The following is a 24,197-nucleotide window of genomic DNA, read 5'->3' on the forward strand; positions in this document are numbered from 1 at the left end:
GAACATACAGAGAGAAGAGTTCAATAACGTACAGCTCAATGGTGGAGGAGCAAAAATAATATGAAATATACAGAAGATCGTGAATTTCTACAGTTCTTGGAGAATTATAAGCAGTCATTTTCCGGATGGGATTTTTCATTCATCTCGGATACGGGACGTGTGGCGAGCGAGCCCTTGGAATGGTCTTATGTCAGCAAGGCTATGAAGTTTATTCATTCATCCAAGGCGATGCTGGATATGGGAACAGGCGGGGGAGAGCTATTATCTCGGCTACGCCCTTTTCCAGAGATCGTATGTGCGACAGAAGCGTATGCACCGAATGTTCCTATCGCCAAGGAAAGATTGGAGCCACTGGGTGTGCGCGTTATGACTATACAGGATGACGATTCCCTTCCGTTTGGCGATGCCGGGTTCGACCTCGTGCTGAATAAGCATGAGTCATTTTCGCCAACGGAGGTACGGCGTATTTTGCGACCAGGTGGGACGTTCTTGACTCAACAGGTAGGGGGCCTGGATTGTGCGGGCATCAACGACCGTTTGGGAGCACCTGAATACGAGTATGCGGACTGGACCCTTTCTCAAGCACTTGCAGGTTTGAAAAGCAATGGCTTCGAAATTTTAGAGCAGCAGGAACAGTTTCCGATACAGCGCTTTTACGATATTGGAGCGATTGTCTATTACTTAAAAGCAATCGAATGGCAGATTACAGACTTTCAGCCGGAGAAATATATAGAACAGCTATATGGTCTGTATTTAGATATTAAACGTGATGGCTATTGGGACGTGAAGCAGCACCGTTTTTTGATCCATGCCAGAGCAATATAAAGAAGATTCGATGACAAAAAGGCCTTTCCCGTGGGGGAGGCCTTTTTGTCATACGCATTAGGGCAAGAACAATATCAGAAGCCACATGGCGGTGGGCAGTGAAATCCCAACGGCTATCGCTATATAGGGCAAGGGAGTTCTGAAATAGCTTTTACAGTCCGCCTCCTTGTCCTTTTTCTCATGATAGAACGCTACCTGTGTTGCAAAGCTGTGAAGTAGCTTGAGTGCTTCGTCGCTGGGAATGTGCTGTAAGGAATGCCATAGATCATCATGTGCTTTTCGGAGCAAAGTTACATCTGATGTGTTATTCGGAAGATCGGATAAGGACATTTTTATCCTCCTCTCGTATACTAATCTTTACCATAATTGTACAATGAAGAAGCAATGGCTTACAGTCTCATTTCATTCAATTAGTTATAGGGGGATGTACATGTCTGATCCAAAGGGAGTTATAACCAAGCCGGAAAAGGATGAGTCTGTTCGGACAGCATGGTTTTGGCCATGGTTGGGCGGTACGTTTATGTTTGGATTGTTTTCAGTCATGTTTAATGTAGTTTGGAGTATGGTTGTGGCACCCCAAGTGCAGCTTCTGCTGAGGCATGAAGGTGTAACGGATACAACTGTGATTGTAATACTGCTTCTATATGCATGGATTATCGGTCTCATCTTTGCAGCTTATGGTGCCTTGAGTGCGCGTATGTCCAGCATGGGCAAGCTTTCGCTGATGCTGACCGGGCTATTATCATTATTATGTGGGCTGTGGTTGTGGATTGTAGGAATACAAGGGTCTGGTGGTCAACCTGCTGAAGTGTCGGGAGGGGCGTGGGGGCTCTTTTCACTCTATCATGCTTGGGCGGAGCCTGTGTTAGAGGTATTGGGTCCATATACACAGCATGGTGAAATCTGGTTTCTACTGGCTGCACTGCTGCCGATAGTTGGCATGGTAGTAGGAGTTGGGGTAAATCGTTATCCAGCGCTAACCGACAAGAATGGTAAGGTGGATCATAGATGGCAATGGATTGTTGCCGCGATATCTGCTGCGCTCGTCATTGTGCTGACGATTACACTGATGCTTCCTCAACGCCCATACATTGCAGAGAGAGATTTTCCGGTAGTTGACGGGGCTACAGCGGCCATTCCGTTTGCGCAGGATATGCTGCATGAACTGACCGGAATGAGCAAGGCGCGAGCAGCGCACGAACTGAGATTCAACACGACCCATCAGGCATATGTCAATTTGATCAAAAAGAAGGCGGATCTGATTCTGGTGGCTGGTCCTTCCGATGAGGAACTGCGGCTGGCGAAAAGTCGGGGAATACAAATGAAGCTCACACCCATTGGGTGGGATGCGTTTATTTTCCTCGTACATCAAGACAATCCGGTTAGAGAACTTTCTTCGGAGCAGGTTCGCCGTATATATGAAGGGGCTATCCGCAATTGGAATGAGGTAGGGGGCAAGGATCAGCCGATCATTGCTTATCAGCGAGAAGAAAATTCAGGCAGTCAGACATATATGCAAAAGAAAGTGATGGCAGGCCATGAAATGGCTGACCCGCCACGTGAACTACAAATTGGCATTATGGGTGGTATGATTAATGCAGTCGCAGATTTTAACAAGGATCACAACGCGCTCGGTTATTCATTTTATTATTTTGCAAATGTGATGCATAATCGTCAAGAGGTCAAATTTTTGTCTATTGATGGAGTGGAGCCGAACAAAGAGCACATCCGCTCGAAGCAATATCCATTCACAGCTCAACTGTTTGTAGTCACACGGGAAGGCGAGGAACCAAGCCCTTCGATGCAACGATTACTCGAATGGCTGCAAAGTGAAGAAGGAACTCGGGCCATCGAAAAAGGCGGCTTTGTTCCTGTAAACTCGTAATCCTGTAACGCTGGTTTGCATTCAGTCCATTCCATATATTCACCTTAAGAGTGAAACGAAGACAGCAGGGTAATACATAGAATATACATGGCTGTGAATACAATACCCGCACAGCCATGTATATCACCAACATAAGGGGATGAACGAAAATGAAGAAAAAAACATCGGTCTGGGTGCTTTTACTCGCCGTAGCCATAGTGACAGCGGGGTGTGAAACAGGCTCACAAACAAGTTCGCAAACAGGACAAACGGCTCAAAATGAGCAAAAGGGTGCCGTCTCGGCACAAGCGAATGGTTCGGGAGCGACTGTAGATACACCGAAAACAGGAGGACAAGCAACCACAGACACTACTATAGCGAAAGTCCGCATGGACAATATTACCGCGTTGCGTTTGATCGACGGCCAATCCGGCTGGATCGGCGGAAATGGCTGGATTGCCCGAACGGACGCGTCTGCATCCGGTTCAGTCGGATCGACGTGGAATGTGCAATATCAGGGCCAAGGTACGGTTCAGCAGATTTTTGCCTTGAACGGGCAGCAAGGCTGGACTGTTATGGCAGACAGCGGATCGCTGCTGGCCACTCGCGATGGCGGCAAACGCTGGGAGGTTGTTGGGACTGTACCTGAGCAAGGGCAAACGGGCTTTTTACACTTTGTATCATCCAAGGAAGGGTTCAGTGGCAACCAATATACGAAGGATGGCGGGCAAAGCTGGTCTTCGCTCCCCGTGCCTGGCCACATGGTAGGACAGCCATATTACCATGATCGGCAAAACGGCTGGGCGGTTACGCAGGACACAGACCGTTCATTCCAGATTTTACATACCGTTAACGGGGGCCAAAAGTGGACTACTGTCATGTCACGGACAACGGAGGCGCCTCTAAATGGAGCCATTATTCGTTCGGTAGAACGTGGCAACGCCTGGATCGAGCTGGTTGGAGATACGGGGATGAATCAGACGTCGTATTCGCTTTGGCATACTGCCGATAGTGGACAAAGCTGGCGTCCTGTACTGGCGAATGCCACCGCTGGCGGTGGCCCGGCACCAGGTATTAGCCAGCAAGACAATCAGGTTCCTAAAAATGAAGGGGCGGCACCAGGTATGCTCTATGCGGTTAATAGCAGTACCGCATGGATGGGCGGTTATTGCGCACCGTGCGACAAGCCCAATACGATTGGCTGGACGACTGACGGCGGCAAGACGTGGAACAATGGAAAGCAAGGCTTTGACGGTTATGGCGGTCAGCAAATCGGGATGGCAAATGCCAAAGAAGGCTGGGCTATTTTTTCGGACTCAGAGCAGGCCCCAGTTATGTACACTACCTCGGATGGTGGACAGCATTGGACGCAGAGCCATGTATTTGATAAGCCTGTGACACCAGGCTCCTAAGGAGGGAATGCATATGAGCCAACATAAGAAAAGTGTGATCACATGGACGGACGGTCGTGAAGTACCGCTCATCGGGCAGGGCACGTGGAATATGGGCGAAAAAGCCTCACTTCGGCAGGAGGAGGTGCGTGCGCTTCAACTTGGCTTCGAGCTGGGCATGTTGCTGGTGGACACGGCTGAAATGTATGCGGAGGGCGGCGCAGAAGAGATCGTCGGAGAGGCCATTCAGGGGCGCCGGGACGATGTCTATCTTGTCAGCAAGGCTTACCCTCATCATGCGGACCGCCAAGGACTGGCTCAGGCGTGCGAAGCTAGCTTAACCCGCATGGGAACGGATTACATGGATATGTATTTGTTGCATTGGCGAGGGAATATTCCACTGGAAGAGACAATAGAAGGTATGGAACAACTGCGTGAGCAGGGCAAAATCCGCAGCTGGGGAGTGTCCAACCTGGACAAGTCCGACATGGAGGAGCTATGGAACCTGAGTGGAGGCGAAGCCTGCGCTGTCAATCAAGTGCTGTATCACGCGGCTTCGCGGGGCATCGAATATGATCTGCTACCTTGGAGCCGTGCGAATGGAGTGCCTGTGATGGCCTATTGCCCGATTGCCCAAGGTGGTCGCCTGCGACGGGGCCTGCTGGAGCATCCTGTTATGGTAGACATTGCTGCCAGCCACGGGGTAACTCCATCGCAAATTGCGCTTGCGTGGGTCATACGAGACGGTGATGTCTGGGCCATTCCGAAGGCGGTACAGGAATCGCATGTACGAGAAAATGCAGCGGCAGCAAGTATTCGGCTCACCCCTGAACAACTTCAACAAATAGACGAAGCTTTTCCTCCGCCGATGCGGAAGCAGCCGCTGGATATGGTTTGAGGAAGGAGGAGCCCATGACAGAGCGAGAGACAGAACTGCATGAGGTAGATGATCATCTGGATTATGGATTATCCGTTGTATTCATCGGCTTTAATCCCAGCCTGAAATCAGGCGAGGTAGGACATCATTATGCGAATCCGCGCAACCGCTTTTGGCGCATACTTGAGGGAGCAGGCTTGACACCTCGCTTGTACAATCCATCGGAAGATCGGGAGCTGCTGAAGCTGGGCTTTGGTTTTACGAACATTGTTTCCCGTCCCACGAGGGGAATGGAGGACATTGCACGCGAGGAATACGCCGAAGGACGTCTGAAGCTATACGAGAAGCTAAAGGAATACCGCCCGAAGGTTGCTTGCTTTGTCGGCAAAGGCGTGTACACCGAATACAGTAAAAGATCCAAAGTAGATTGGGGATTTCAGCCTGAACCGCTAATTCCTGAGATGCATGAATTTGTGGCACCTTCGTCTAGCGGACTGGTGCGCATGTCGCTGGAAGAAATCACAGATATTTATCGCCGTCTTCAAACGTTCCTTTCGTCAGAAATATCTGAAATGCAGTAAGTACGGTGAATATAGCTAGTACAAAAAGAACCACACGCTTCGGTCCCTGCTGGGAAGAGCGTGTGGTTCTTTGAGCTGTTTCTATTGTAAGGCTTTCGCCTGCCATGCCTGTTCCACGGGAACATAGGGATATCCCAGATCACGTGCGACCGCTTCGTAGGTAATATGTCCATTCAGGACATTGGTGCCACTAAGCAGTGGTTTGCTTCTGCGAAGCGCCTCCTGCACACCCAAATCTGCGAGCTGGAGAGCAAAGGGGAGTGTCGCGTTCGTCAGGGCCAGCGTCGAGGTTTGCGGTACCGCGCCCGGCATGTTTGCTACCGCATAGTGAATGACGCCATGCTTCACATAGGTAGGCTGGTCGTGTGTCGTAATGTGGTCAATCGTCTCGACAATGCCGCCTTGGTCGATGGCGACATCCACAATCACAGAACCGGGCTGCATCGTCTGTACCATGGCTTCCGTTACGAGCCGCGGAGCTTTGGCACCAGTGATTAGGACAGCGCCGATCAGCAAATCACTTTGCGCCACGGCTTCAGCAATGTTGGACGGGGTGGACACTAGCGTATGGAGCTGATTGCCAAAAATATCATCCAGTTGGCGCAGTCTTGGCAGGCTTAGGTCGATTAGTGTCACATCTGCCCCGAGACCGATGGCGACCTTGGCAGCATTGGTACCGACCACCCCTCCGCCAATAATGGTCACTTTACCGCGTTTGACCCCCGGCACACCTGCCAGCAGGATGCCTTTGCCACCCTTTGGTTTTTCCAGCAGTTGTGCTCCAATTTGTACAGCCATTCGACCGGCAACCTCACTCATCGGAGTAAGCAGCGGGAGGCTGCCCTCAACATCTAGTGTCTCATAGGAAATAGCGGCTACACCGTTGTCTGTTAAAGCGCGGGCCAGTGCTGGCTCGGCGGCCAAATGCAGATAGGTGAATAAAGTCAATCCTGGTCGGAAATATCCGTATTCAGAGGAGAGCGGCTCTTTTACCTTGATGATCAGATCCGCCTGGGACCACACGTCCGCAGCTTGCTGCACAAGAGTCGCACCCGCAGTGGCATAATCTCCATCCGTAAAGCCGCTTTCAACACCTGCGTGGCTTTCCACAAACACATGATGTCCGTGTTGGATCATTTGAGCTGCACCTGCGGGCGTTAGAGCGACACGATTCTCATTGTTTTTAATCTCTTTCGGAACCCCAATTTTCATTTCATTCACCTCTCCTAAAAATAATGGTTAAGAAAATTTCACTATCATTTTTATGCAGCCTGCTGATTAGTTACATGGACTCAAGCCGATAAATGCAATTCATGTTAGATTAGGTACAGTTTACAAGGGGTGAAGCTCCTTGACATCATACATTTTGTCGGATTATCTGACTTAAAGGCTCGACTTTTTGATGAATATATGTCATGTAAAATGACATAAAGACATATACATAAGGAGAATGCCGATGAACGGTAAAAAAACATTTACCATTGCGGATGTGCTGGAACGTCCCGTTTTCCGGCGGGCGAAGCTGGCGGCGGGGGAACAGGGCGTACATCGCCGTGTGGGTTGGGTCCATGTGCTAGAAATCACAAATGTCTCTCCGTTTGTGAGCCGTCATGACTTGATTTTGACGACCGGCCTGTGGCTTACCCGGAAGGGGGAAGAGCGCGCCGAGTATATGGAGCAACTGATCCGCTCGGAAGCTGCGGGATTGTGTGTGGAGCTGGGCACGAGCATTCATGAAATCCCTTCTGAAATTCTGGAGTTGGCGGAACGACATCACTTCCCGGTCATCGTATTTGAGCAGCCAGTACGTTTTGTTGAAATTACACAAGATATTCATTCCCTACTTATTAACCGACATCATGAACTCCTAAAAGATCTGGAACGATTTTCACGTCAACTTCAGCAGGAAACCCTGCGCAGTACTGATATGAGCGCCCTCTTGCGTGTGCTCCATGACTATGCAGCCCGGCAGGTCATCTACATGTCTTCCATTGATACCAATCGATTCGTACCTTCCGTCCAGCCGGATCTAGCGGACCGTATTGCAGATTTTTATGCCCATGAAGTGGAATCTAGTATGACCGCCGATCGGGAGGGGCATCTGCTGTTTCACCTGAATGAATCCACTGCCGTGTTGTTCCAGCCCGTTGTATGCTTCGGTCAGGTGTTTTCCGCAGTAGGTTTGGTGCTGCATGGTGAAATGCCGACAGAAGAAATGTCGCTGCTGCTCGATTACACGGCCAAGGCAGCCGCTACATTGGTGCTGAGAACACAGTTTCTTGAAGACCGATTGCTGCGTAATCAAAATGAATTGATTCAGGATGTGCTGAGCGGGCAGCTTCCCAGTGAAGAACAGGCCCAGACCCGAATGGGCCTGCGATTGTTATCGAAGGGACAGTATTTATTTTGGGCAGGGGTCATTGAGGTGGAACATCAGGACAAAGATGCCAGTCAGGTACGCAAGGAGTCCATCAATCAGGATGTGCTAGTGCTACTTCGTTCATTGTTGAAAAAAGAAACGTTGCACAATCTGCTGATGATGAAGGGGAGTCAATGCTACATCCTTTGTGCCAAGGAGGAATTAACACTGCGTTCCGCAGCGCAAATGAAAAAAGTGCTTGCCCATACAGTTCAATATATTCAGAACTATGCCGCAGGACAGCTTGATAAGGTGCGCATTCATGCAGGCTTTGGTAAGGTAAGGCATCGCATGACAGGGACGGATCGCAGTTTTGAAGAGGCATATGAGGTCATTGAAGTGGCACGAAGCGTCCCAGTCATGAAGGATCGGTTATTTTACGACAGCATCGGAATCTATCAGTTATTGAAAGCGGTGCCCCGCATTCCTTTTCTACAAGAGTTCGTAGAGGATCATTTGGGTGGACTGATTGCGCATGATCGTGAGCACCATATGCAGCTTTTGGATACACTGGATGCCTACTTTCAATCCCATGGTTCCAAGCGTGATACCGCCGGAATTTTGTACATTCACAGACAGACCCTTTATAATCGGCTGGATAAAATTAATGAAATCATAGAGGGAAATCTGGCAGACCCTGACAAACGTCGTTGCCTGGAGATGGCACTACTGGCTTACCGGATGCTCCAGGCTGAAAATTGATCCTAAATAACTAGTTCTATTTTCCATTCTACTCATTTACAATGCGTGTTAACACTGAGATAATAGAAGAGATTACGGAAATATCTTGAAAGGGGATTAATATGAATATAAAAAAATGGATTGCCGTCCCTCTTATTCTGTTAATGGTAGCTTTGACAGGTTGCCAGGCAGTAGGCGGATTTGATGTAAGTAAAAATTTATTGGGAACACTTGATGTGAAATCCCAGCAGACAACGGAGAAAATCTCTCTTAAGTTGACTCCCAAAGAAGGAATCACGCAAGGAGATAAAGAAATCGTAGATTTGATTAATTCGATTTCCGTTACTGTGGATGAAGCCAAAGTACAATCGGAGGAACTTGCTTCTGCCAAAGGTACATTGCACATCGATAAGTATAATTTACCGTTTGAACTTGCTTTAGACCGCCAAGGTTTGGCTATTCAACTGGAAGGTGCCAAAAAACCTTATTACATATCTATGAACTCGCAAGAGAGTTTGAGCGGTCTGCCTGCTGGATTTGATCCATATGTATATTCCAAAGACGTGAGAGAACTGACGAAAACAGCCGCTGCACTTATGCTCAAGCATGCGCCTAACCCTTCGACCATTTCTGCAACGTCTGTAACCGAGGAAGTATACGGTGAAAAAGACAAAGTGAAACTGACCCATCTGCATGCTGAACTTCGTGGTGATGAGCTGGTAACATTGGTAAAACCGTTCCTGGCGAATCTGGCCAAGGACGAAGCAGGCTTGAAAGAGCTGATCGGGCAAGCCATTGATATGACGAAGACGATTGCTTCCGGCATGAATATTGAAGATAGTGATAAAGTAACAGCGGAACTGAGTGCTAACAAAGAAAAAATGGTCAATGAGGCTTATACCGAAGTTAAAAAATATTTGGATATAGCTGTTGATCAATATGATGTAGGCGTTAGCAGCATGTATGCACAGTCCCCTGAAATCAAAACGGTCCTGAGTGCTAACACGGTTCTGAAAAGCGACATGTATTTTGATGAAAAAGGAAATGTTCGCAAAGCGGCAACAGACCTGACGGTTGCTTTGCCAGATGTGGATGGTCTTCCGGTGAAGTCCTTCACAATTCTGACCGAAACTCAATCATGGAACGTCAATGGTAGTGTGACGGCTGATAAAGTGGATATTTCTAACGGTGTTATTGATTTGAATAAACAAGCTGAATTAACTCCGGGAGCGACGCTGCGCAATTTTGAAGCGAATTCTCCGATCTACAACATTTTAAAAAATGATTTGGAAATTACAAAAGTAGAAACAACTTTCGATCCTAAAGACGATTACTACGTCTTGGAAAATCGTGGTGGTACTGCCTTTATTCCATTGCGTGAACTGACGAGCGAACTGAACTCCGAGTTAAAATGGGATGCAGCTGCCAAACAGACTACTGTAATTGATGATATTACAGGTAAGACGATTAAGCTGAAAAGTGGCTCTAAACAAGCTGTATTGGAAGGAAGCACATTGACGTTGCCACAAGCTCCATATACGGATGAATATGGCACATTGTATGTTCCTTTCAAATCAGTTGCCGAAGCGCTTGGCGCCACAGTAACTCGTAACAGTGATGGAGAATATGTACTGAAACGCGACTAAAAAGAAATTCAAGGAACCAGCCCAGTTAGGGGCTGGTTCTTTTTTAGTTATATTGGTAAAATGCTCAGTAAAGCGATTAAAATAAGCGCTTACAAATTTTAAAAGTGCCATACTTTCATACAGGGAAAATTGAGATAATGATAGTATCATTCCAGCATAGGAAAACACATACAATTAGGGGGATATACGATGAAAGATATGGAACTATTGAATTCCAGAGAGGGACAAATAGTGCTTGCCCGAATGTACGGTCAACAGCAAATCTCTGAGCAAACGACTCGATATGAATCACTTATACAGGCGTATCGGGAGCATTTTGGTGTAGGGGATATTGAACTGTTTAGTGCTCCGGGGCGCTGCGAAATTGGTGGAAATCATACAGACCACAATCACGGGAAGGTGCTGGCAGGCAGTATTACACTTGATACCATCGCTGTAGCTTCTAAAGTGGAGGAGTCTGTAATTACATTCTTTTCTGAAGGCTACAAGACGAAGTACGTCATCGATTTAACTGACTTGTCGCCAAAACCGGAGGATGACAGTACGATGCTGCTGGTCCGTGGTATTGCCGCTGGTCTACTTGAATTCGGATACCGTATCGGGGGATTCCAAGCTTATATATCAAGTAATGTATTCTCTGCTTCAGGTTTAAGCTCTTCCGCTTCTTTTGAAATGTTGATATGTACGATATTAAATCATTTTTATAACGAGGGAGCGTTAGATGCTGTTGCTAAATCCAAAATTGGTCAGTATGCAGAAAATGGCTATTGGAACAAGCCGTCGGGGCTGCTCGATCAGATGGCTTGTGCGTATGGCGGCTTGATTTCCATTGACTTTGAAAATCCCAAGGAACCGATCATAAATCCTGTTCATTGGAATTTTGAACAAAACGGATATTCCCTCGTTATTGTAAATACAGGTGGAAATCATGCCGATTTAACGGACGATTACGCGGCAGTGCCCAACGAAATGCGTGCAGTGGCACAATCTTTAGGCGCAACGGTTTGCCGTGACTTATTGCCGGAGGATCTATATGCCAACCTCAAGATGGTCAGGGAAAAAGCAGGAGACCGTGCAGTGCTGCGGGCGTTGCATTTTTTTGAAGAAAATAGACGTGTGGATGAACAGGTGAAATCACTGGAGGAAGGGCGCTTTACTGATTTCCTGAGGCTCGTTACTGAATCTGGTAATTCCTCATGGAAATGGCTCCAAAACGTATATAGAAGTGGGATTGCGCGGGAACAAGACGTATCGGTTGCACTGGCTTTAACCGAAATGTATTTAAAGTCAATAGATAACAGCGCATGCAGAGTACATGGTGGTGGCTTTGCTGGTGTCATCTTGACGATTCTTCCGAATGATCATGTGGATGATTATAAGGAGTGGATCAGCGGCATGCTGGGAACTCCGGTACTTGTTGTCAACGTCCGTGAGGACGGTGCCGTTAATGTTAGTAATTTGATCAATGTTGAACGGACTCATTGCGAGTCTACAAACTAGTCAGTCAGTAGAAGACTTTAACCCATGGGTTAAGGTCTTCGTCCTTTTTATCGCCGATACAGCTTGGGTTTGCGTTATAATAAAGAGATGATAGTTTTAATGAAGGAGGGCCTGTCATGGCTATATACCCGTCCTGGTCCTATTCGCAATCGAGGGCTCAAACGTTCGATGAATGCTTACGCAAATACTATTATCATTATTACGGCTCGCATAATGGCTGGAATTCGGCACAGGGCACTGAAGAGCAAGTTACATTGTATCGGCTCAAGCAACTGAGCAACTTATATATTTTATTCGGGAATATTACGCATCAAATGTGTGAATCCGTCATACGTGGATGGATGGAAAAAGGGGCTATCCCGCGCACAGCATACCTTGAGACAGCTATGAAGAACATGTTGAATAACAGCTACAAGGAATCGCTACACCGTGAGCTATGGCTACAAGATCCGAAAAATCGCGTCATGCTGGCGGAGGTTTATTACGACGACGAGGTGCTTCCAGAACGGATCGCCCTTATTAAGGAGCGGCAGCACGCGGTGATACACAATTTGTACCGTACTGCGGTTTGGCGTGAACTGCAACAGGGAAAGGCCCGAATTGTAGAAGTGGAGAAGTGGGATACGATGCTCCTTCATGAGACGAAGGTGTATGTCAAAATGGATTTGCTCTACCGTAGAGACAATGGAGACATGGTCATCGTGGATTGGAAAACAGGCAAGGAAGGCGATTTTTCCGACCAGCTTTTTTTGTATGCTTCCTATGTGCAGGAGCACTATCAGCTTCCTTTGGAGAAGATTGAGGTACGTGTGGAGTATTTGATGACAGGAGAGCATGAGGTATATCGTCCCGCGCAAGAAGATATCGACAAAGTGGTTGGTAATGTAGGACGATACATCGATGAAATGAAGTCCTGTCTCGATGACGATTACTATAACCGCCCCAAGTCCGAGTCTTTCTTCACTCCGATGCCTTCACGCAGAGCGTGCGGAGGCTGTAATTTTCGTGAGGTGTGTAAGTACCGAGCGGTGTGAAATGACTTGATCGCCTTTGCCACCGGATTCCTACCCTAATTAAAGCTAGTGAATCCGGCCATATGGCAAATCTATAATTCTTCTATATTTTGAAACCGCTTTATAATTTAGATGACGCGAGGTATGATAAGGGTATTATTGGAAAATGTGAAGGAGGAAGTTAGGAAGATGACGAGTACAGAACACGCACGTATTCTATTTCAGGGAGATTCTATAACAGACGGAGGAAGGGGACGAAATGAGGATGCGAACCATTGGCTGGGTCAGAGTTATGTGTATCTGATCGCAGGTGCATTGGGGAGCCGTTTGACGACCACACAGCCAGAATTTGTGAACCGGGGAATTTCGGGGGATCGAGTTTCAGATTTGTATGCACGCTGGAATGAGGACATGTTTAGCCTGAAGCCGGATCTGCTCAGTATTCTAATCGGAGTGAACGACGCCTGGCGTATCGTCGAGCAGGAACCGTCCGGGGTGACGGACCGATTTGAACGAGCGTATCGCCACCTTCTGGAGGAAACGCGTGAAGTGATGCCTGATCTGGGACTCGTGCTGTGCGAGCCGTTTATTTTGAAAACAGGAGCTACCGAAGCGCGATGGAACATTTGGCAAGAAAAAATAACGGGGTATCAGCGTATTGTACGTCAGCTAGCGGACGAATTTGGTGCTGTATTTGTGCCGCTCCAGAGCATGTTGAACGAAGCCGCTACCCAGGCGGACGCCTCCTATTGGCTGCATGACGGGGTTCATCCGACAGCGGTTGGGCATCAGTTGATAGCTGATCAATGGATAGATATCGTGCAAAAGAGTCCGCTGGCGATTCGCTAACAGGGTCATACATAGTCTACTCCTTGTCATTTTTGGGTAATACACGATTATGGACATCATTACTTATGTTATGGTTCCATCCAAAAATGAATGTCAAAGGGGGTGCTTCTTGCTTCATCATGAACGGAGCAAGAGAGGGCTATGGAAACGATAAATATCATTCTGGTTATATTACTTATCGCATTAACTGCTTTTTTTGTGGCCTCGGAGTATTCCATTATTCGTGTGCGGGTATCTCGCATCAATCAATTGGCCTCAGAAGGTAACAAAAATGCGAAAGCTGTTAAAAACATTTTGTCTCGGCTGGACGAGTATTTATCTGCTTGTCAGCTCGGAACGACATTAACCTCAATGGCGCTAGGCTGGCTAGGGGAATCTACTGTTGAACATCTGCTACACCCCCTGTTTGTGCTGGCTCATATTCCGGCAGGCCTGACGGGAGTGCTCTCCTTTTTGCTGGCTTTTCTGATCTTGACCTATTTTGAGGTGGTCATTGGGGAGCTGGTACCTAAAACATTCGCCATACAGATTGCGGAACCGATGGCATTGTTTTTTGCCCGTCCGATCACGATATTTTATAAAATGACCTATCCTCTGAATTGGGTTCTTAGTCGTTCATCGCGTGTCATTACAGGTCTCTTTGGGCTCAAAAAAGTATCTGAAGAAGATGCAGCACTTAGTGAAGCTGAGCTTCGTTTGGCATTATCTGAAGGTTTTCGTAGTGGTGAAATTACACCGACAGAATATCGATATCTGAACAATGTATTTGATTTTGACGACCGTGCAGCGCAGGAAATTATGGTACCGCGCATCCACATCCGCTCCATCTCCCACCAGGCAACAGTGGCCGAGTTTATGGAGCTGATCGAGGACAAAGTTTATAATTTTCTACCTGTAGCTGAACATGGCGACCGGGATCGTGTTATCGGGATGATTCGCGTTAAGGAAGCCCTGCATGATTTGGCACGTGGGCACAGCACAGGGAATACGACGATGGCTTCTTATATTCATCCGGTGCTTCAGGTTATCGAGACGGTTCAGGCTCGGGATCTGCTGATTCAGATGCAAAAACGGCGCATTCCAGTAGCGGTGCTGGTGGACGAATATGGTGGAACATCTGGACTTGTCACACTGGAGGATATTATGGAGGAGATTGTTGGAGACATTCCTTCCTATACCGACACCGAAACCCCCGCAGCGTTAACTCCACTCATTACAAAAACAGATGATCATCGTTACATACTCAAATCACAGGCGCTCATTCATGAGGTCAATCGGCGCTTGGAGACGGATATTGAGGCCGGGGACGTATATACGATTGGTGGATGGATGCTTTCAGAGCGTTTTGATATCCAGCAAGGAGACAAGCTGACCATCGGTTTATGGGAGTTTACTGTACTGGAAAAAAACAGTCACCAAATAGACACAATTGAAGCGATGAAGAAAGCAGTCGTTGAACAGAAAAATGACAATGATTTTTAATAATGGAAAATGGCTTTGTCGAGTAACAGCTTGCTTAAGATGTGACGAATAGCCTGTAAAGCTTGTGGCAACGCAATTTGTCCATCTTAAGATGCAAGCTGCTACCTGGTAACATATTGTTTTTTGTAATTAGGATAGGGGACTTAAGACTCTGTATCTTTATGCTCATAAATATATCTGTCTGTGAAAAATTCTACTAGAAATGTAGCAATTTTATGGTAAAATGGAATCAAATTTGAGTTTTTTGGGGTGGGCTACAGTACATGAAGATGTCACTAGGTACGAAAATGGTTACTGCATTTGTCTCAATTTCTGCAATAACCTATGGAACAAGCGCTTTTTTTATTTTTGTACTCAAGGACTGGCTTGCTCAAGGTACACAAGAATGGGTGTACACTTCGATCATTCTGTTATTGGGTGTCCTGTGGAGTGGCATTTTGGGCTGGTTGATCTCAAAATTACTCACGCGGCCCATTGTTAGGTTGGCGAAGGCGGCAGAGGAAGCTTCGGCGGGGAACCTGTCTGTTGTGATTCCTGAACGTCGCTCGGAGGATGAAATCAAAGTTCTGTATGATGCATTTCGGCACATGATGCTGAACATTAAAGATATGTTCAATGAGATCTCGTACAGCACCAGAACCACTTCGCAAAGTGCGGAAAATCTGAGCTTGGCTATTGTACAGGCTACCACACAAATTGAGTCCATGTCTTCGGTGGTAGAAGATATTTTGAATGGCGTGGAGCAGCAAAAGCAAGCATCTGCCCAATCGATTAAAACAGCAGACCGAATGCTGGGCGATTTTAAAATGATGCGTAGCAAATCGGGACATATGCTGGAACTGTCAGGCCATATGGAGCATTCAGTAGATTCGACGCAGACCGTATTTTCATCCCTGATGGATGGAATGGGAGAGCTGACAGCATCACATGGTCGTTCGCAGCAGGTAATTGCACGACTGGAAAAAGAAGCTTCCCAAATTGAAGCGATTACAAGCACCGTGAAGGATATTGCTGAACAAACCCATTTGCTGGCGTTGAATGCTTCCATAGAAGCGGCGCGTGCGGGAGAAGAAGGGAACGGGTTTGCGGTAGTGGCTCACCAAATTCGCGCACTTGCCGCCCAAAGTACGGAGTCTGTGCAGCAAATAAATGCCATCGTTAGCCGTGTGCAGTCACAAATCGTAGAGACAGTGCAGTTGATGCATCAGCAAACGTCATTGGTCAGTGCCGAGGCGGAACGGACAAGCTCTGTGGATCAGACGCTGAACCATTTGAACGCTATTGTACGTGAATTTGTCGAGAGCATCCGTTTAATGGAAGAGGCCGTGACGGAGCAGACGAATCGGGTAGATCAAACCTTTGAGCAGATCCATCGTATTCAGCAAATGTCTGGGGCCTTCTCTGAAGGGGCTCACAAAATTTATACAGCTGCTCATGAGGAGACAGCAATTATGCAGGAAATTTCGTCTTCTTCCGAGGATTTGAAAGTGCTTACGAATAAACTCATGATGAAAACACGTGGAATGCAACTATAATCAGAAATCGTCATGTGAGGCATGATATATACGAACAAAATGTAGCCGCTATACACCGGAAAACGCAGCAAAATGGTTTCCCGGTGTGTAGCGGCTATTTTTTAATTTCAAAAAACTCACATTGTTTTCTAGGGTGGTAAGCCAGATCACTGACGCTGGATTGCACGACGATGGTTTGATCGTCAAAACGGATTATGATTCCGCCAGAGCCAATCAATTGGTCATCCTGAAATACTCGGACACGAAGATGACGTTCCAGTGCCTCATTGAAATCCTGATCTGTAATTAATCGGCGATTAATGGCCATGAGGGTTCTCCTTTGAATATAATATCTTTTATCATAAAGGTAAGGTATTGAACAAGCAAGAAACGCGGCTAGAACATAATCGGCTATTGGGTATAAAATAGAATGCAAGAAGCGAGAAAGAGATCGAGAAAGAGATTAAAGGGGGCTAGCTATGGATAGGTCGTGGTCAGGGCCTTGGTTTGATGCCAACGCGCCAGAAGGGTTCGAGGCTTTTACTCCGTCACATGGGTTGGCTGTATTGGGACTCATTGTATGCGCTTTGCTGCTGTGGCAGACTAGGGGATGGATTCGGTCGAACAAGCCTGTAAGTGAGGGAATTCGCTGGTTGTTAATTACAGTCCTCATCCTGTCAGAGGTGACCCTGAATATTTGGTATGTGATGCAGCATATTTGGGATGTCCAGACTTCATTGCCATTAGAACTGTGCAGTGTGACACTGCTGTTGTCTATCCTGATGCTCATTTTTCGAAGCCGCTGGTTATATCCGATCATCCTTTTTGTCGGAATTGGAGGGGCGCTCCAAGCAGTACTCACGCCTAATTTGGCATATGCCTTTCCGCATTATCGTTTTATCCATTTTTTCGTAGCTCATAGTGCTATTATTTTGGCAGCCTTGTATATGACCTGGATAGAAGGACTCAAACCGACATGGAAGAGTGTGGGGGGAGCTATGCTTTTTCTGAATGGCTTGGCGCTGATAGTGTGGATCGTAGACGATGCTCTCGGTGCTAACTACATGTTTCTAGCCGGAAAGCCGTCGACACCGTCGATATTGGATGTTTTGGGGCCATATCCTTTGTACATTTTGGCAGAAGAAGCCATTGCACTGCTGTTCTTTTCGCTTCTGATGCTGTTGTTCGAGGTGCTCCCGGGAGGCAGGCTATATGTCCGCTTTCGCAAAGGAGCTGTACATAGCGTTGACAGGTCGTCATAAAGCTGTCGTAAAGCCGTTGTAAAGCCATATAAAAGCAGCCTTTTCCACAAGTATATGACTGGGGATAAGGCTGCTAAGAATGCCTAAACAGTAGTACGTCTGGGGATAACGTTCCCATTCTAATACTTAACGCAGTAGTGATTCTGCTCCGTCTACATAAATTTCCGTACCCGATACATGAGATGACTCGTCTGAGGCGAGAAACAGGACCAGATTGGCAACCTGCTCTGGTTCACCAGGGGCATCCTCTAGCGGATGCTCTCCGCCCTTCGGAAATTCGACTGGAATTTGTACCTTCTTCAAGTCTTCCGAAGGGTATGTGTTATTGTCAATTTGCGTGTCGATGGCTCCCGGGCATATCGCGTTGACCCGAATTTTGTAACGTGCCAGCTCCAGCGCTGCCATTTTCATAAACGCAACCTGAGCTGCCTTGGTGGAGGCGTAGGCTGAGAATCCAATACCCGAAAAGGTTCGATTACCGTTGATGGAGCTGGTAATGATAATGCTGCCGCCGCGTTCTTTCAGGTAAGGAACGGCATATTTAACAGTAGCAAAGGTGCCGCGAAGATTAATGTTCATCGTGCGGTCCCATTCCTCTAGCTCCAGTGTCTCGATAGGGGCCATGGTGCCGTTAATGCCTGCGTTGGCGAACACGATATCCAACTTTCCGTACGTTTCCACGACTTTAGCGAACCCCTGCTGAATCATATCTGGCTTGGAAATATCACATTCCAGCACAAGTGCTTCACCGCCAGCCTGCTCAATAATTGCTTGGGTCTCCTCTGCATGCTTGGGTGTCCGATCCAGCATGACCACCTTGGCGCCTTGTTCTGCAAAACGGATCGCGGTCGCCTTGCCGATTCCTGAACCTCCACCACTGACCACTGCTATCTTTCCTTGCAATCTCTGCTCTGCCATTGACTATTCCTCCCATTCCGTTCATAAACTAAACCTGACTCGTTATTCCATACCTCTGTACGTTGATGGTGAAACAGTCACCGCTGGATTTCACCCCATTTGCGAAATATGGTAACATAGGGAACCAGCAGGAACTTATAGCAGGAACACGTATCGGGGAAGACCGGGTGACGGAGGTGGATCGAATTGAGCTATAACGCAAATGACCAACCCGAATCGACAGACGCTATAGCACTGACCGGAAAAGTGAAACCGTGGGCACTGAGCGGCCCCAGTATTCAAATCGATCCGTTGTTTCCCTATTACGCGAACCGTTCGCGGGACAGTATAGCAGATGAGATCGCCCTTGCGGGCTACCAGACCGTTCATTATTTTGTCGTGCGTGAAAATGAAGTGGATGGAGCGCTTGTTGCTGCTTTTCAACGCAGAGGCATAGCGGTGTGGGCGATGGTGCTAGGCAACGGTTCTTTTGGCGTGTCCCAGCTGCCGCCGGAGTGGAAAGGATGGCGCATGGAGCTGCTGCGCGAACCGAACGACGGGTTTCAGCGGCTTTCGCATTTTGCCCAGGAGTATGTGGAATGGAAAAAGAAAGCTGCTGCCCGGCTCGTCACCGACATTCCGTTCGACGGGTTCGAGGTGGCGGAGCCTTATTTCCCCGAATGGAACGGGCTGCGCAGTGGAGTGTACGGGGATATTGGGCCACATGCACAGCGCGCCTTTCGCGAGCGTAGCGGTGAGGACATTCCGGATTTTCGCGACAAGCATGCGCGGAATTATTACCGGAAGGTTCCGAAGCTGTACGCGCAGTGGGTTGATCTGCGTGTGGACGCCGTGAATGGCCTGATCAGCGAGCTGGTAAACGGTGCGGGTGGTGTGCGAGATGTCCGACCGGACATCTGTGTGGCGACATGGTCGCTTGCTGTGAGCGGACGCGGCGATGTCCCCGGCCAGCTACGGGAATGGCAGGGTCTTGACGCGGTAGCCATGATCGGGTGCGTAGCCCCGGATATGCACGTGCTCCAGACCCATTGGCCGGACTGGATGCGTCGCCGTCTGCCGCCGCAGTATACTCGCGGCTACGCCCGCATCGCGCAGTCGATACGAGCCGCTTATCCGGGCCTGCCCCTCGGGGTGCAGGCGGATATCGGTTCTCTCGCGCGTATGGTTCGGGACCATGAGTGGACGCGGCGGTTTGGCGCTGCCGCCTTGGAGGGCGGGTACGACGCCTGGACCGCCTATGAATACCATTTGGGTGGTTACATGTACGATGAGCCGCCCAAACCGCTTAAGGCGGAACGATCAGCTGAAGATGAGGTGGTTATTTCTTTCAGCAAGCGGATTGCTACACCGTCTGTAGATGAGCTGCGTATATGGAGCCGGGAGGACAGAGCAGGTACAACACGTGACCTGAGCCGCCACCTAAGGAAGGATTCACTAACGTTGTTAGAGCTTGTGGATGCCGTAGCAGACGGAAACCGTCTATTGCTGCGTATACGCAATTTACCAGCGGGGGCGTTCAGCTTGCGCCTTGATGGTGTACAGGATACACCGGAGTTGTGGCTGCTTAAGGGGAGAAAGGTACATCGCAATCTGCCAGAGCATGAAGTGAAGATACCTTAAAATTTGGGTAATAACAAAATAACAGCTGTATAAACGGCTCATTTGCCGTAGCATTATTGAGTTGTATATATTAAGGCAACATCTTTTCAAAACATAAATAAATAGTGGAGTGAAAAAAGTATGTGGGATTGGGATTATCTGATTCGGGTCATGTTCGCTGGCTTGTGCGGTGCGTTAATCGGCTATGAACGGAAGAGTCGGATGAAGGAGGCAGGCATTCGCACGCATTTCATTGTCGGTATTGGCGCAGCGCTCATGATGGTGGTATCCAAATATGGGTTTCAGGATCAAGCCGTCTGGTCTAACCTGTCGCTGGACCCTTCCAGAATAGCAGCGCAGGTTATAAGTGGAGTCGGCTTTATCGGCGCAGGGATGATTTTCACACAAAAAAATAGAATCAAAGGATTGACCACTGCCGCAGGCATCTGGACTACCGCCGGAATCGGTATTGCCGTAGGTGCCGGGATGTATGGGCTTGGTGCAGGTGTAACGTTGTTTATTTTAGCGGCTCAGTCCTTGCTCCATAGTCGTTTTTATCAGATGGCTACCCCGTCCACGCAACAAGTGGTTGTTCAGGTCGACAATGAGCCGGGCGTACTGAATCGGATCAAAGAACTGCTGAAGCACAAGAAGCTGACGATTCACAGCTTTCACGTGGAGCGCATCAATAACAGTGAGCAGTTGGTTATTCATATGCTTTTAAAGCTGTCCCGGTCAGAGGGAGTGGAGGAACTGCTGTCACTGCTTCAAGAGATGGAAGGTATTCGTTCAGTCGAGACTAAGTCCAATTAGACGAAATTACTGCTCATACAGTAGCCTTTTTGTCGAACGCTGGCGGCTTTTATAATGGAAAAAAACTTTAAAAATAATGATTGAAAACGCTTCCTTTTGTGTATATACTCTTACTACATCACAGAGGCAGCAGCTTAGGAAGCATCAAGGGATAAGCAAAAACGACCTCATGCGTATGCACAAGGTCGTTGCTGGTATCCCGTTTTGAAAGACTGATTTGAATGTCTTACTTTACTTTGACTGGAGCTGGATATTTTTTACCCAGCGTATCCACAGTGACTTTTTTCATCGTAGCCGGTTGGATCGGTTTGTCATTGCTATCCCGTTTGGAATTGACGATAGCATCGACCACATCCAACCCGGTCGTTACTTTACCGAAAGCGGCATATTGACCGTCGAGGTAGTCTGCATCGGCAACCATGATGAAAAATTGCGATCCGGCCGAATCCAGATCCGCTGAGCGGGCCATGGATAATACGCCACGTGTATGTTTGAGTGTATTGTTAACACCATTGCTCTTGAATTCGCCTTTGATACTGTAGCCGGGGCCACCTGTACCGTTACCTTGCGGATCACCACCCTGAATCATAAAGCCTGGGATGACACGGTGGAAAATGGTACCGTTATAGGCTCCCTTTTGCACCAAAGAAATGAAATTGTTAACCGTGTTCGGTGCTACTTCCGGATACAGCTCAAGCTTAATTTTCTTGCCATCATTCATGACAATCGTGACAATCGGATGGGAAACAGCCTTGTTTTTGTCTTTAGTCGCAGCAGGAGTTGTAGTGTTTGTCCGGCTGGCGGCTTCCACATCGGCCGCTTTTGTACCGCATCCAGCAACCAGCACGAGCATGATGGCCAGTAGGCACAGCGTGTACCATGGGCGTATCGTTTTTCGGTTCATTGATATTCCTCCTGAAAGGTTGGATGGTGTAACATCCTAATTTAAAGTTTGGGGGCAGCGCAGAACACTTTTCCATTTTCTATCATACCTTTTTTGCTGGGGATAAGGAAATACGGGTTTGAAAGCCGTATTCTTGACCCATACTGCTGCTATTCCCAAGGAAAGGGGCAGGATCATGATGGAGGTAGACAAAAAGCTGGCAAAAGGTCTCATATGGGGTATGGCGTTCAGTCTGCCGGTTTGGGTAGGGGTGCTGTACTCAGTACAACATATTCGTGACTGGCTATAACATAAAGCGTAAAGATAGGCCAAAACCGTTGTGGTTTTGGCTTATTTGTATTTGTGCCAGTCCAAGTTGCTGTTATTCAGCAGATGCTCAAAGTTGTTATCCAGCTTCTTCTGTTCAGCTCTTTTTGCTTCGACGGCACGCTGCCGTTCGTCTTCTTTACGTTTGTCCTGTTCTGCTTGGGCTTCATTGGCTTGAGCCTTAAGTTTATTCAGCACGTCCTGACTCAACAGATCCTTTAACGTAGCAGGTTTGTCCTGAGCCGCAGGAGCAGGGGAAGACGAATTTCTCTTCTTAGCCATGTCATCAACTCCATTCCATTCGATTATATCAGCTTCTTCACGGTTGTTCCACGATTGAAGGACGAGAGGGCGGTAGACTTTTCTAATTTAGAGGGTAATAATGGAATGAGCAGAAGGGACGTGTGGCATCATGCATCTATATTGGAAGCGAAACCTGGTCATTTTGTGGATTGGAGTGTTGTTTTGCAGCATGGCCTATTCCGTGTCTATTCCGTTTTTACCTATTTTTCTGAATACGGAAATGGGCGTAAATGATCATTTGGAACTGTGGTCGGGGACTGCCTTTGGAGTCACTTTTTTAGCCAGTGCGCTGATTGCCCCATTTTGGGGTTCGCTTGCAGATAAATATGGACGTAAGCCGATGCTGATTCGTTCAGGCTTTAGCCTGGCGGTGTTGTACCTGATATGTGCTTTTGTAACAGATCCGTATGTGTTCGTAGGAGTACGGTTGTTTCAGGGTCTTCTCTCCGGGTTTATTCCTGCTGCGATTGCGCTGGTCGGAACGGGTTCGCCAGAAGAAAAAACGGGCTATGCGCTCGGTATAATGGCGACCGCTGGGGCGACAGGCAGCATTATAGGTCCGTTGATTGGTGGTGTGGTGAGCCATTATTATGGCAATCGGAATGCCTTTTTTTTCTCTGCAGCTCTTGTACTGGTATCTGCATTAATTGCGACCTTTGGCGCTAGAGAGGACAGCTTCAAGGGAACCCGTACCCGCTCGCATGTTCGTGATGATATCAAGGAGGCTATTGCTAACCGGCCATTGTATTTTTTGCTTATTTTGGCGGGATTAAGCACCTTTTCTGTTATGATACTGGAACCATTAATTACGGTATATGTGCTTGAGATGGGAGTTGACCGCAGCCAAGCGTCTCTAAGTTCCGGAATTGTATTCTCAGCCGTAGGTATTGCGGCCGTGCTGATGGCCCCCCGGTGGGGACGGATTGGAGGACGGACCGGATTTGCACACGTGCTGCTGATTGGGCTGATCGGTTCGGGAATCGGGAATATTCTACAATTTTATGTATCCAACTTCGTTGGTTTTGGTGCGCTTCGGTTTGGATATGGATTGTTTTATGCGTCCGTCATGCCTGCTATCAACGCAATGACTGTGGAGGTCACCAAGCCGGAGTTTCGCGGACGAGCCTTTAGCTTGAATCAATCAGCCACCCAACTCGCGACCATGGCGGGGCCGTTGATTGGCGGCATGCTTGGCAGCTGGATGCCAATCCGCTGGATCTTTGTGTTAAACGGTGGCATATTGCTGCTTGCAGCGTTGTTGCTATGGGCCAAGGGAAAAAACGTTTTTCCGGTTTCAGCCAAGAAGAACGTCACGGATCAGGATATTCATTCTGCCGGATAGGAGAATGACAGCAGATTGTCTAATGGCATAAGCTTAAGGCTCCTAGAGCAGGTCTTTTTTTGCGCGATTAGATAATTATCCCAAACCTTTACTTTTAGTATACTTATT

22 protein-coding genes are annotated in these 24,197 nt (G+C 47.9%); 16 read left to right on the forward strand and 6 right to left on the reverse strand.

All coding sequences use genetic code 11. The features are described from left to right. Positions 1 to 60 precede the first annotated feature (60 nt). The gene (locus MKY16_RS05585; RefSeq protein WP_340954521.1) at positions 61 to 825 is read left to right on the forward strand and encodes a class I SAM-dependent methyltransferase; all 765 of its coding nucleotides are present in this window, start codon (positions 61 to 63) and stop codon (positions 823 to 825) included. A 57-nt stretch (positions 826 to 882) separates the two neighbouring features. Here MKY16_RS05585 and MKY16_RS05590 read toward each other — a convergent pair whose 3' ends face one another. Continuing rightward, on the reverse strand, positions 883 to 1,155 hold the full coding sequence (locus MKY16_RS05590; RefSeq protein WP_340954523.1) for a hypothetical protein: 273 nt from the start codon (positions 1,153 to 1,155) through the stop codon (positions 883 to 885). Positions 1,156 to 1,255: 100 nt separating this feature from the next. Here MKY16_RS05590 and MKY16_RS05595 point away from each other — a divergent pair, with 100 nt between their 5' ends. The 4 genes from MKY16_RS05595 to MKY16_RS05610 all read left to right on the forward strand — a co-directional run bounded on the left by MKY16_RS05595 (position 1,256) and on the right by MKY16_RS05610 (position 5,538). Further along, positions 1,256 to 2,710 carry a PstS family phosphate ABC transporter substrate-binding protein gene (locus MKY16_RS05595; protein ID WP_340954526.1) on the forward strand — a complete coding sequence of 485 codons (1,455 nt, stop codon included), beginning with the start codon at positions 1,256 to 1,258 and terminating at the stop codon, positions 2,708 to 2,710. A gap of 149 nt (positions 2,711 to 2,859) precedes the next feature. Continuing rightward, positions 2,860 to 4,101, forward strand: a complete 1,242-nt coding sequence (locus MKY16_RS05600) for a WD40/YVTN/BNR-like repeat-containing protein (protein ID WP_340954529.1) — start codon at positions 2,860 to 2,862, stop codon at positions 4,099 to 4,101. 13 nt (positions 4,102 to 4,114) lie between these two features. Beyond that, the gene (locus tag MKY16_RS05605; RefSeq protein WP_069010356.1) at positions 4,115 to 4,978 is read left to right on the forward strand and encodes an aldo/keto reductase; all 864 of its coding nucleotides are present in this window, start codon (positions 4,115 to 4,117) and stop codon (positions 4,976 to 4,978) included. Positions 4,979 to 4,992: 14 nt separating this feature from the next. Then, entirely contained in the window at positions 4,993 to 5,538 is a 546-nt protein-coding gene (locus MKY16_RS05610) for a mismatch-specific DNA-glycosylase (protein ID WP_029516095.1), read from the forward strand. Positions 5,539 to 5,619: 81 nt separating this feature from the next. Here the strand turns inward: MKY16_RS05610 and ald are convergent, their stop codons facing one another. Next, positions 5,620 to 6,750 (reverse strand): alanine dehydrogenase, encoded by a 1,131-nt coding sequence (ald, locus tag MKY16_RS05615; RefSeq protein WP_340954532.1) that lies wholly within the window; start codon positions 6,748 to 6,750, stop codon positions 5,620 to 5,622. A 244-nt stretch (positions 6,751 to 6,994) separates the two neighbouring features. Here ald and MKY16_RS05620 point away from each other — a divergent pair, with 244 nt between their 5' ends. From MKY16_RS05620 to MKY16_RS05650, 7 genes are all read left to right on the forward strand, one after another. Next, positions 6,995 to 8,659 (forward strand): PucR family transcriptional regulator, encoded by a 1,665-nt coding sequence (locus MKY16_RS05620; RefSeq protein WP_340884569.1) that lies wholly within the window; start codon positions 6,995 to 6,997, stop codon positions 8,657 to 8,659. Between the two features lie 101 nt (positions 8,660 to 8,760). Further along, complete coding sequence (locus tag MKY16_RS05625; RefSeq protein WP_340954535.1) at positions 8,761 to 10,284, forward strand: copper amine oxidase N-terminal domain-containing protein; 1,524 nt, start codon at positions 8,761 to 8,763, stop codon at positions 10,282 to 10,284. A gap of 189 nt (positions 10,285 to 10,473) precedes the next feature. Next, positions 10,474 to 11,784, forward strand: a complete 1,311-nt coding sequence (locus MKY16_RS05630; RefSeq protein ID WP_029516099.1) for a galactokinase — start codon at positions 10,474 to 10,476, stop codon at positions 11,782 to 11,784. A 116-nt stretch (positions 11,785 to 11,900) separates the two neighbouring features. Beyond that, positions 11,901 to 12,818: a PD-(D/E)XK nuclease family protein gene (locus MKY16_RS05635; protein ID WP_029516100.1), complete on the forward strand. Its 918-nt coding sequence runs from the start codon at positions 11,901 to 11,903 to the stop codon at positions 12,816 to 12,818. A gap of 168 nt (positions 12,819 to 12,986) precedes the next feature. Next, positions 12,987 to 13,646 (forward strand): SGNH/GDSL hydrolase family protein, encoded by a 660-nt coding sequence (locus MKY16_RS05640; protein ID WP_318627026.1) that lies wholly within the window; start codon positions 12,987 to 12,989, stop codon positions 13,644 to 13,646. A 141-nt stretch (positions 13,647 to 13,787) separates the two neighbouring features. Next, positions 13,788 to 15,128 carry a hemolysin family protein gene (locus MKY16_RS05645; protein WP_340931517.1) on the forward strand — a complete coding sequence of 447 codons (1,341 nt, stop codon included), beginning with the start codon at positions 13,788 to 13,790 and terminating at the stop codon, positions 15,126 to 15,128. A 263-nt stretch (positions 15,129 to 15,391) separates the two neighbouring features. Further along, entirely contained in the window at positions 15,392 to 16,663 is a 1,272-nt protein-coding gene (locus MKY16_RS05650) for a methyl-accepting chemotaxis protein (RefSeq protein WP_029516103.1), read from the forward strand. A gap of 94 nt (positions 16,664 to 16,757) precedes the next feature. Here MKY16_RS05650 and MKY16_RS05655 read toward each other — a convergent pair whose 3' ends face one another. Further along, positions 16,758 to 16,970 (reverse strand): hypothetical protein, encoded by a 213-nt coding sequence (locus tag MKY16_RS05655; protein ID WP_013309048.1) that lies wholly within the window; start codon positions 16,968 to 16,970, stop codon positions 16,758 to 16,760. Positions 16,971 to 17,121: 151 nt separating this feature from the next. On the opposite strand from MKY16_RS05655, the gene MKY16_RS05660 reads away from it, so the two are divergent. After that, positions 17,122 to 17,904: a YwaF family protein gene (locus tag MKY16_RS05660; RefSeq protein WP_340954538.1), complete on the forward strand. Its 783-nt coding sequence runs from the start codon at positions 17,122 to 17,124 to the stop codon at positions 17,902 to 17,904. A 126-nt stretch (positions 17,905 to 18,030) separates the two neighbouring features. Here MKY16_RS05660 and MKY16_RS05665 read toward each other — a convergent pair whose 3' ends face one another. Further along, positions 18,031 to 18,822: an SDR family oxidoreductase gene (locus MKY16_RS05665; RefSeq protein ID WP_165144479.1), complete on the reverse strand. Its 792-nt coding sequence runs from the start codon at positions 18,820 to 18,822 to the stop codon at positions 18,031 to 18,033. 186 nt (positions 18,823 to 19,008) lie between these two features. Here MKY16_RS05665 and MKY16_RS05670 point away from each other — a divergent pair, with 186 nt between their 5' ends. Beyond that, the gene (locus tag MKY16_RS05670; protein WP_069010362.1) at positions 19,009 to 20,442 is read left to right on the forward strand and encodes an N-acyl-D-glucosamine 2-epimerase; all 1,434 of its coding nucleotides are present in this window, start codon (positions 19,009 to 19,011) and stop codon (positions 20,440 to 20,442) included. Positions 20,443 to 20,562: 120 nt separating this feature from the next. Beyond that, the gene (locus MKY16_RS05675) at positions 20,563 to 21,234 is read left to right on the forward strand and encodes an MgtC/SapB family protein (protein WP_250267608.1); all 672 of its coding nucleotides are present in this window, start codon (positions 20,563 to 20,565) and stop codon (positions 21,232 to 21,234) included. Positions 21,235 to 21,460: 226 nt separating this feature from the next. Here MKY16_RS05675 and MKY16_RS05680 read toward each other — a convergent pair whose 3' ends face one another. Next, entirely contained in the window at positions 21,461 to 22,138 is a 678-nt protein-coding gene (locus tag MKY16_RS05680; protein ID WP_340954544.1) for a peptidylprolyl isomerase, read from the reverse strand. 330 nt (positions 22,139 to 22,468) lie between these two features. Continuing rightward, the gene (locus tag MKY16_RS05685; RefSeq protein ID WP_340954547.1) at positions 22,469 to 22,726 is read right to left on the reverse strand and encodes a YqkE family protein; all 258 of its coding nucleotides are present in this window, start codon (positions 22,724 to 22,726) and stop codon (positions 22,469 to 22,471) included. A gap of 130 nt (positions 22,727 to 22,856) precedes the next feature. On the opposite strand from MKY16_RS05685, the gene MKY16_RS05690 reads away from it, so the two are divergent. Then, entirely contained in the window at positions 22,857 to 24,089 is a 1,233-nt protein-coding gene (locus MKY16_RS05690; protein ID WP_029516110.1) for an MFS transporter, read from the forward strand. The last annotated feature ends 108 nt before the right edge of the window (positions 24,090 to 24,197 follow it).

Origin of the sequence: Paenibacillus sp. FSL L8-0641, from assembly GCF_038006265.1 — a bacterium.
GTDB lineage: Bacteria > Bacillota > Bacilli > Paenibacillales > Paenibacillaceae > Paenibacillus > Paenibacillus polymyxa_D.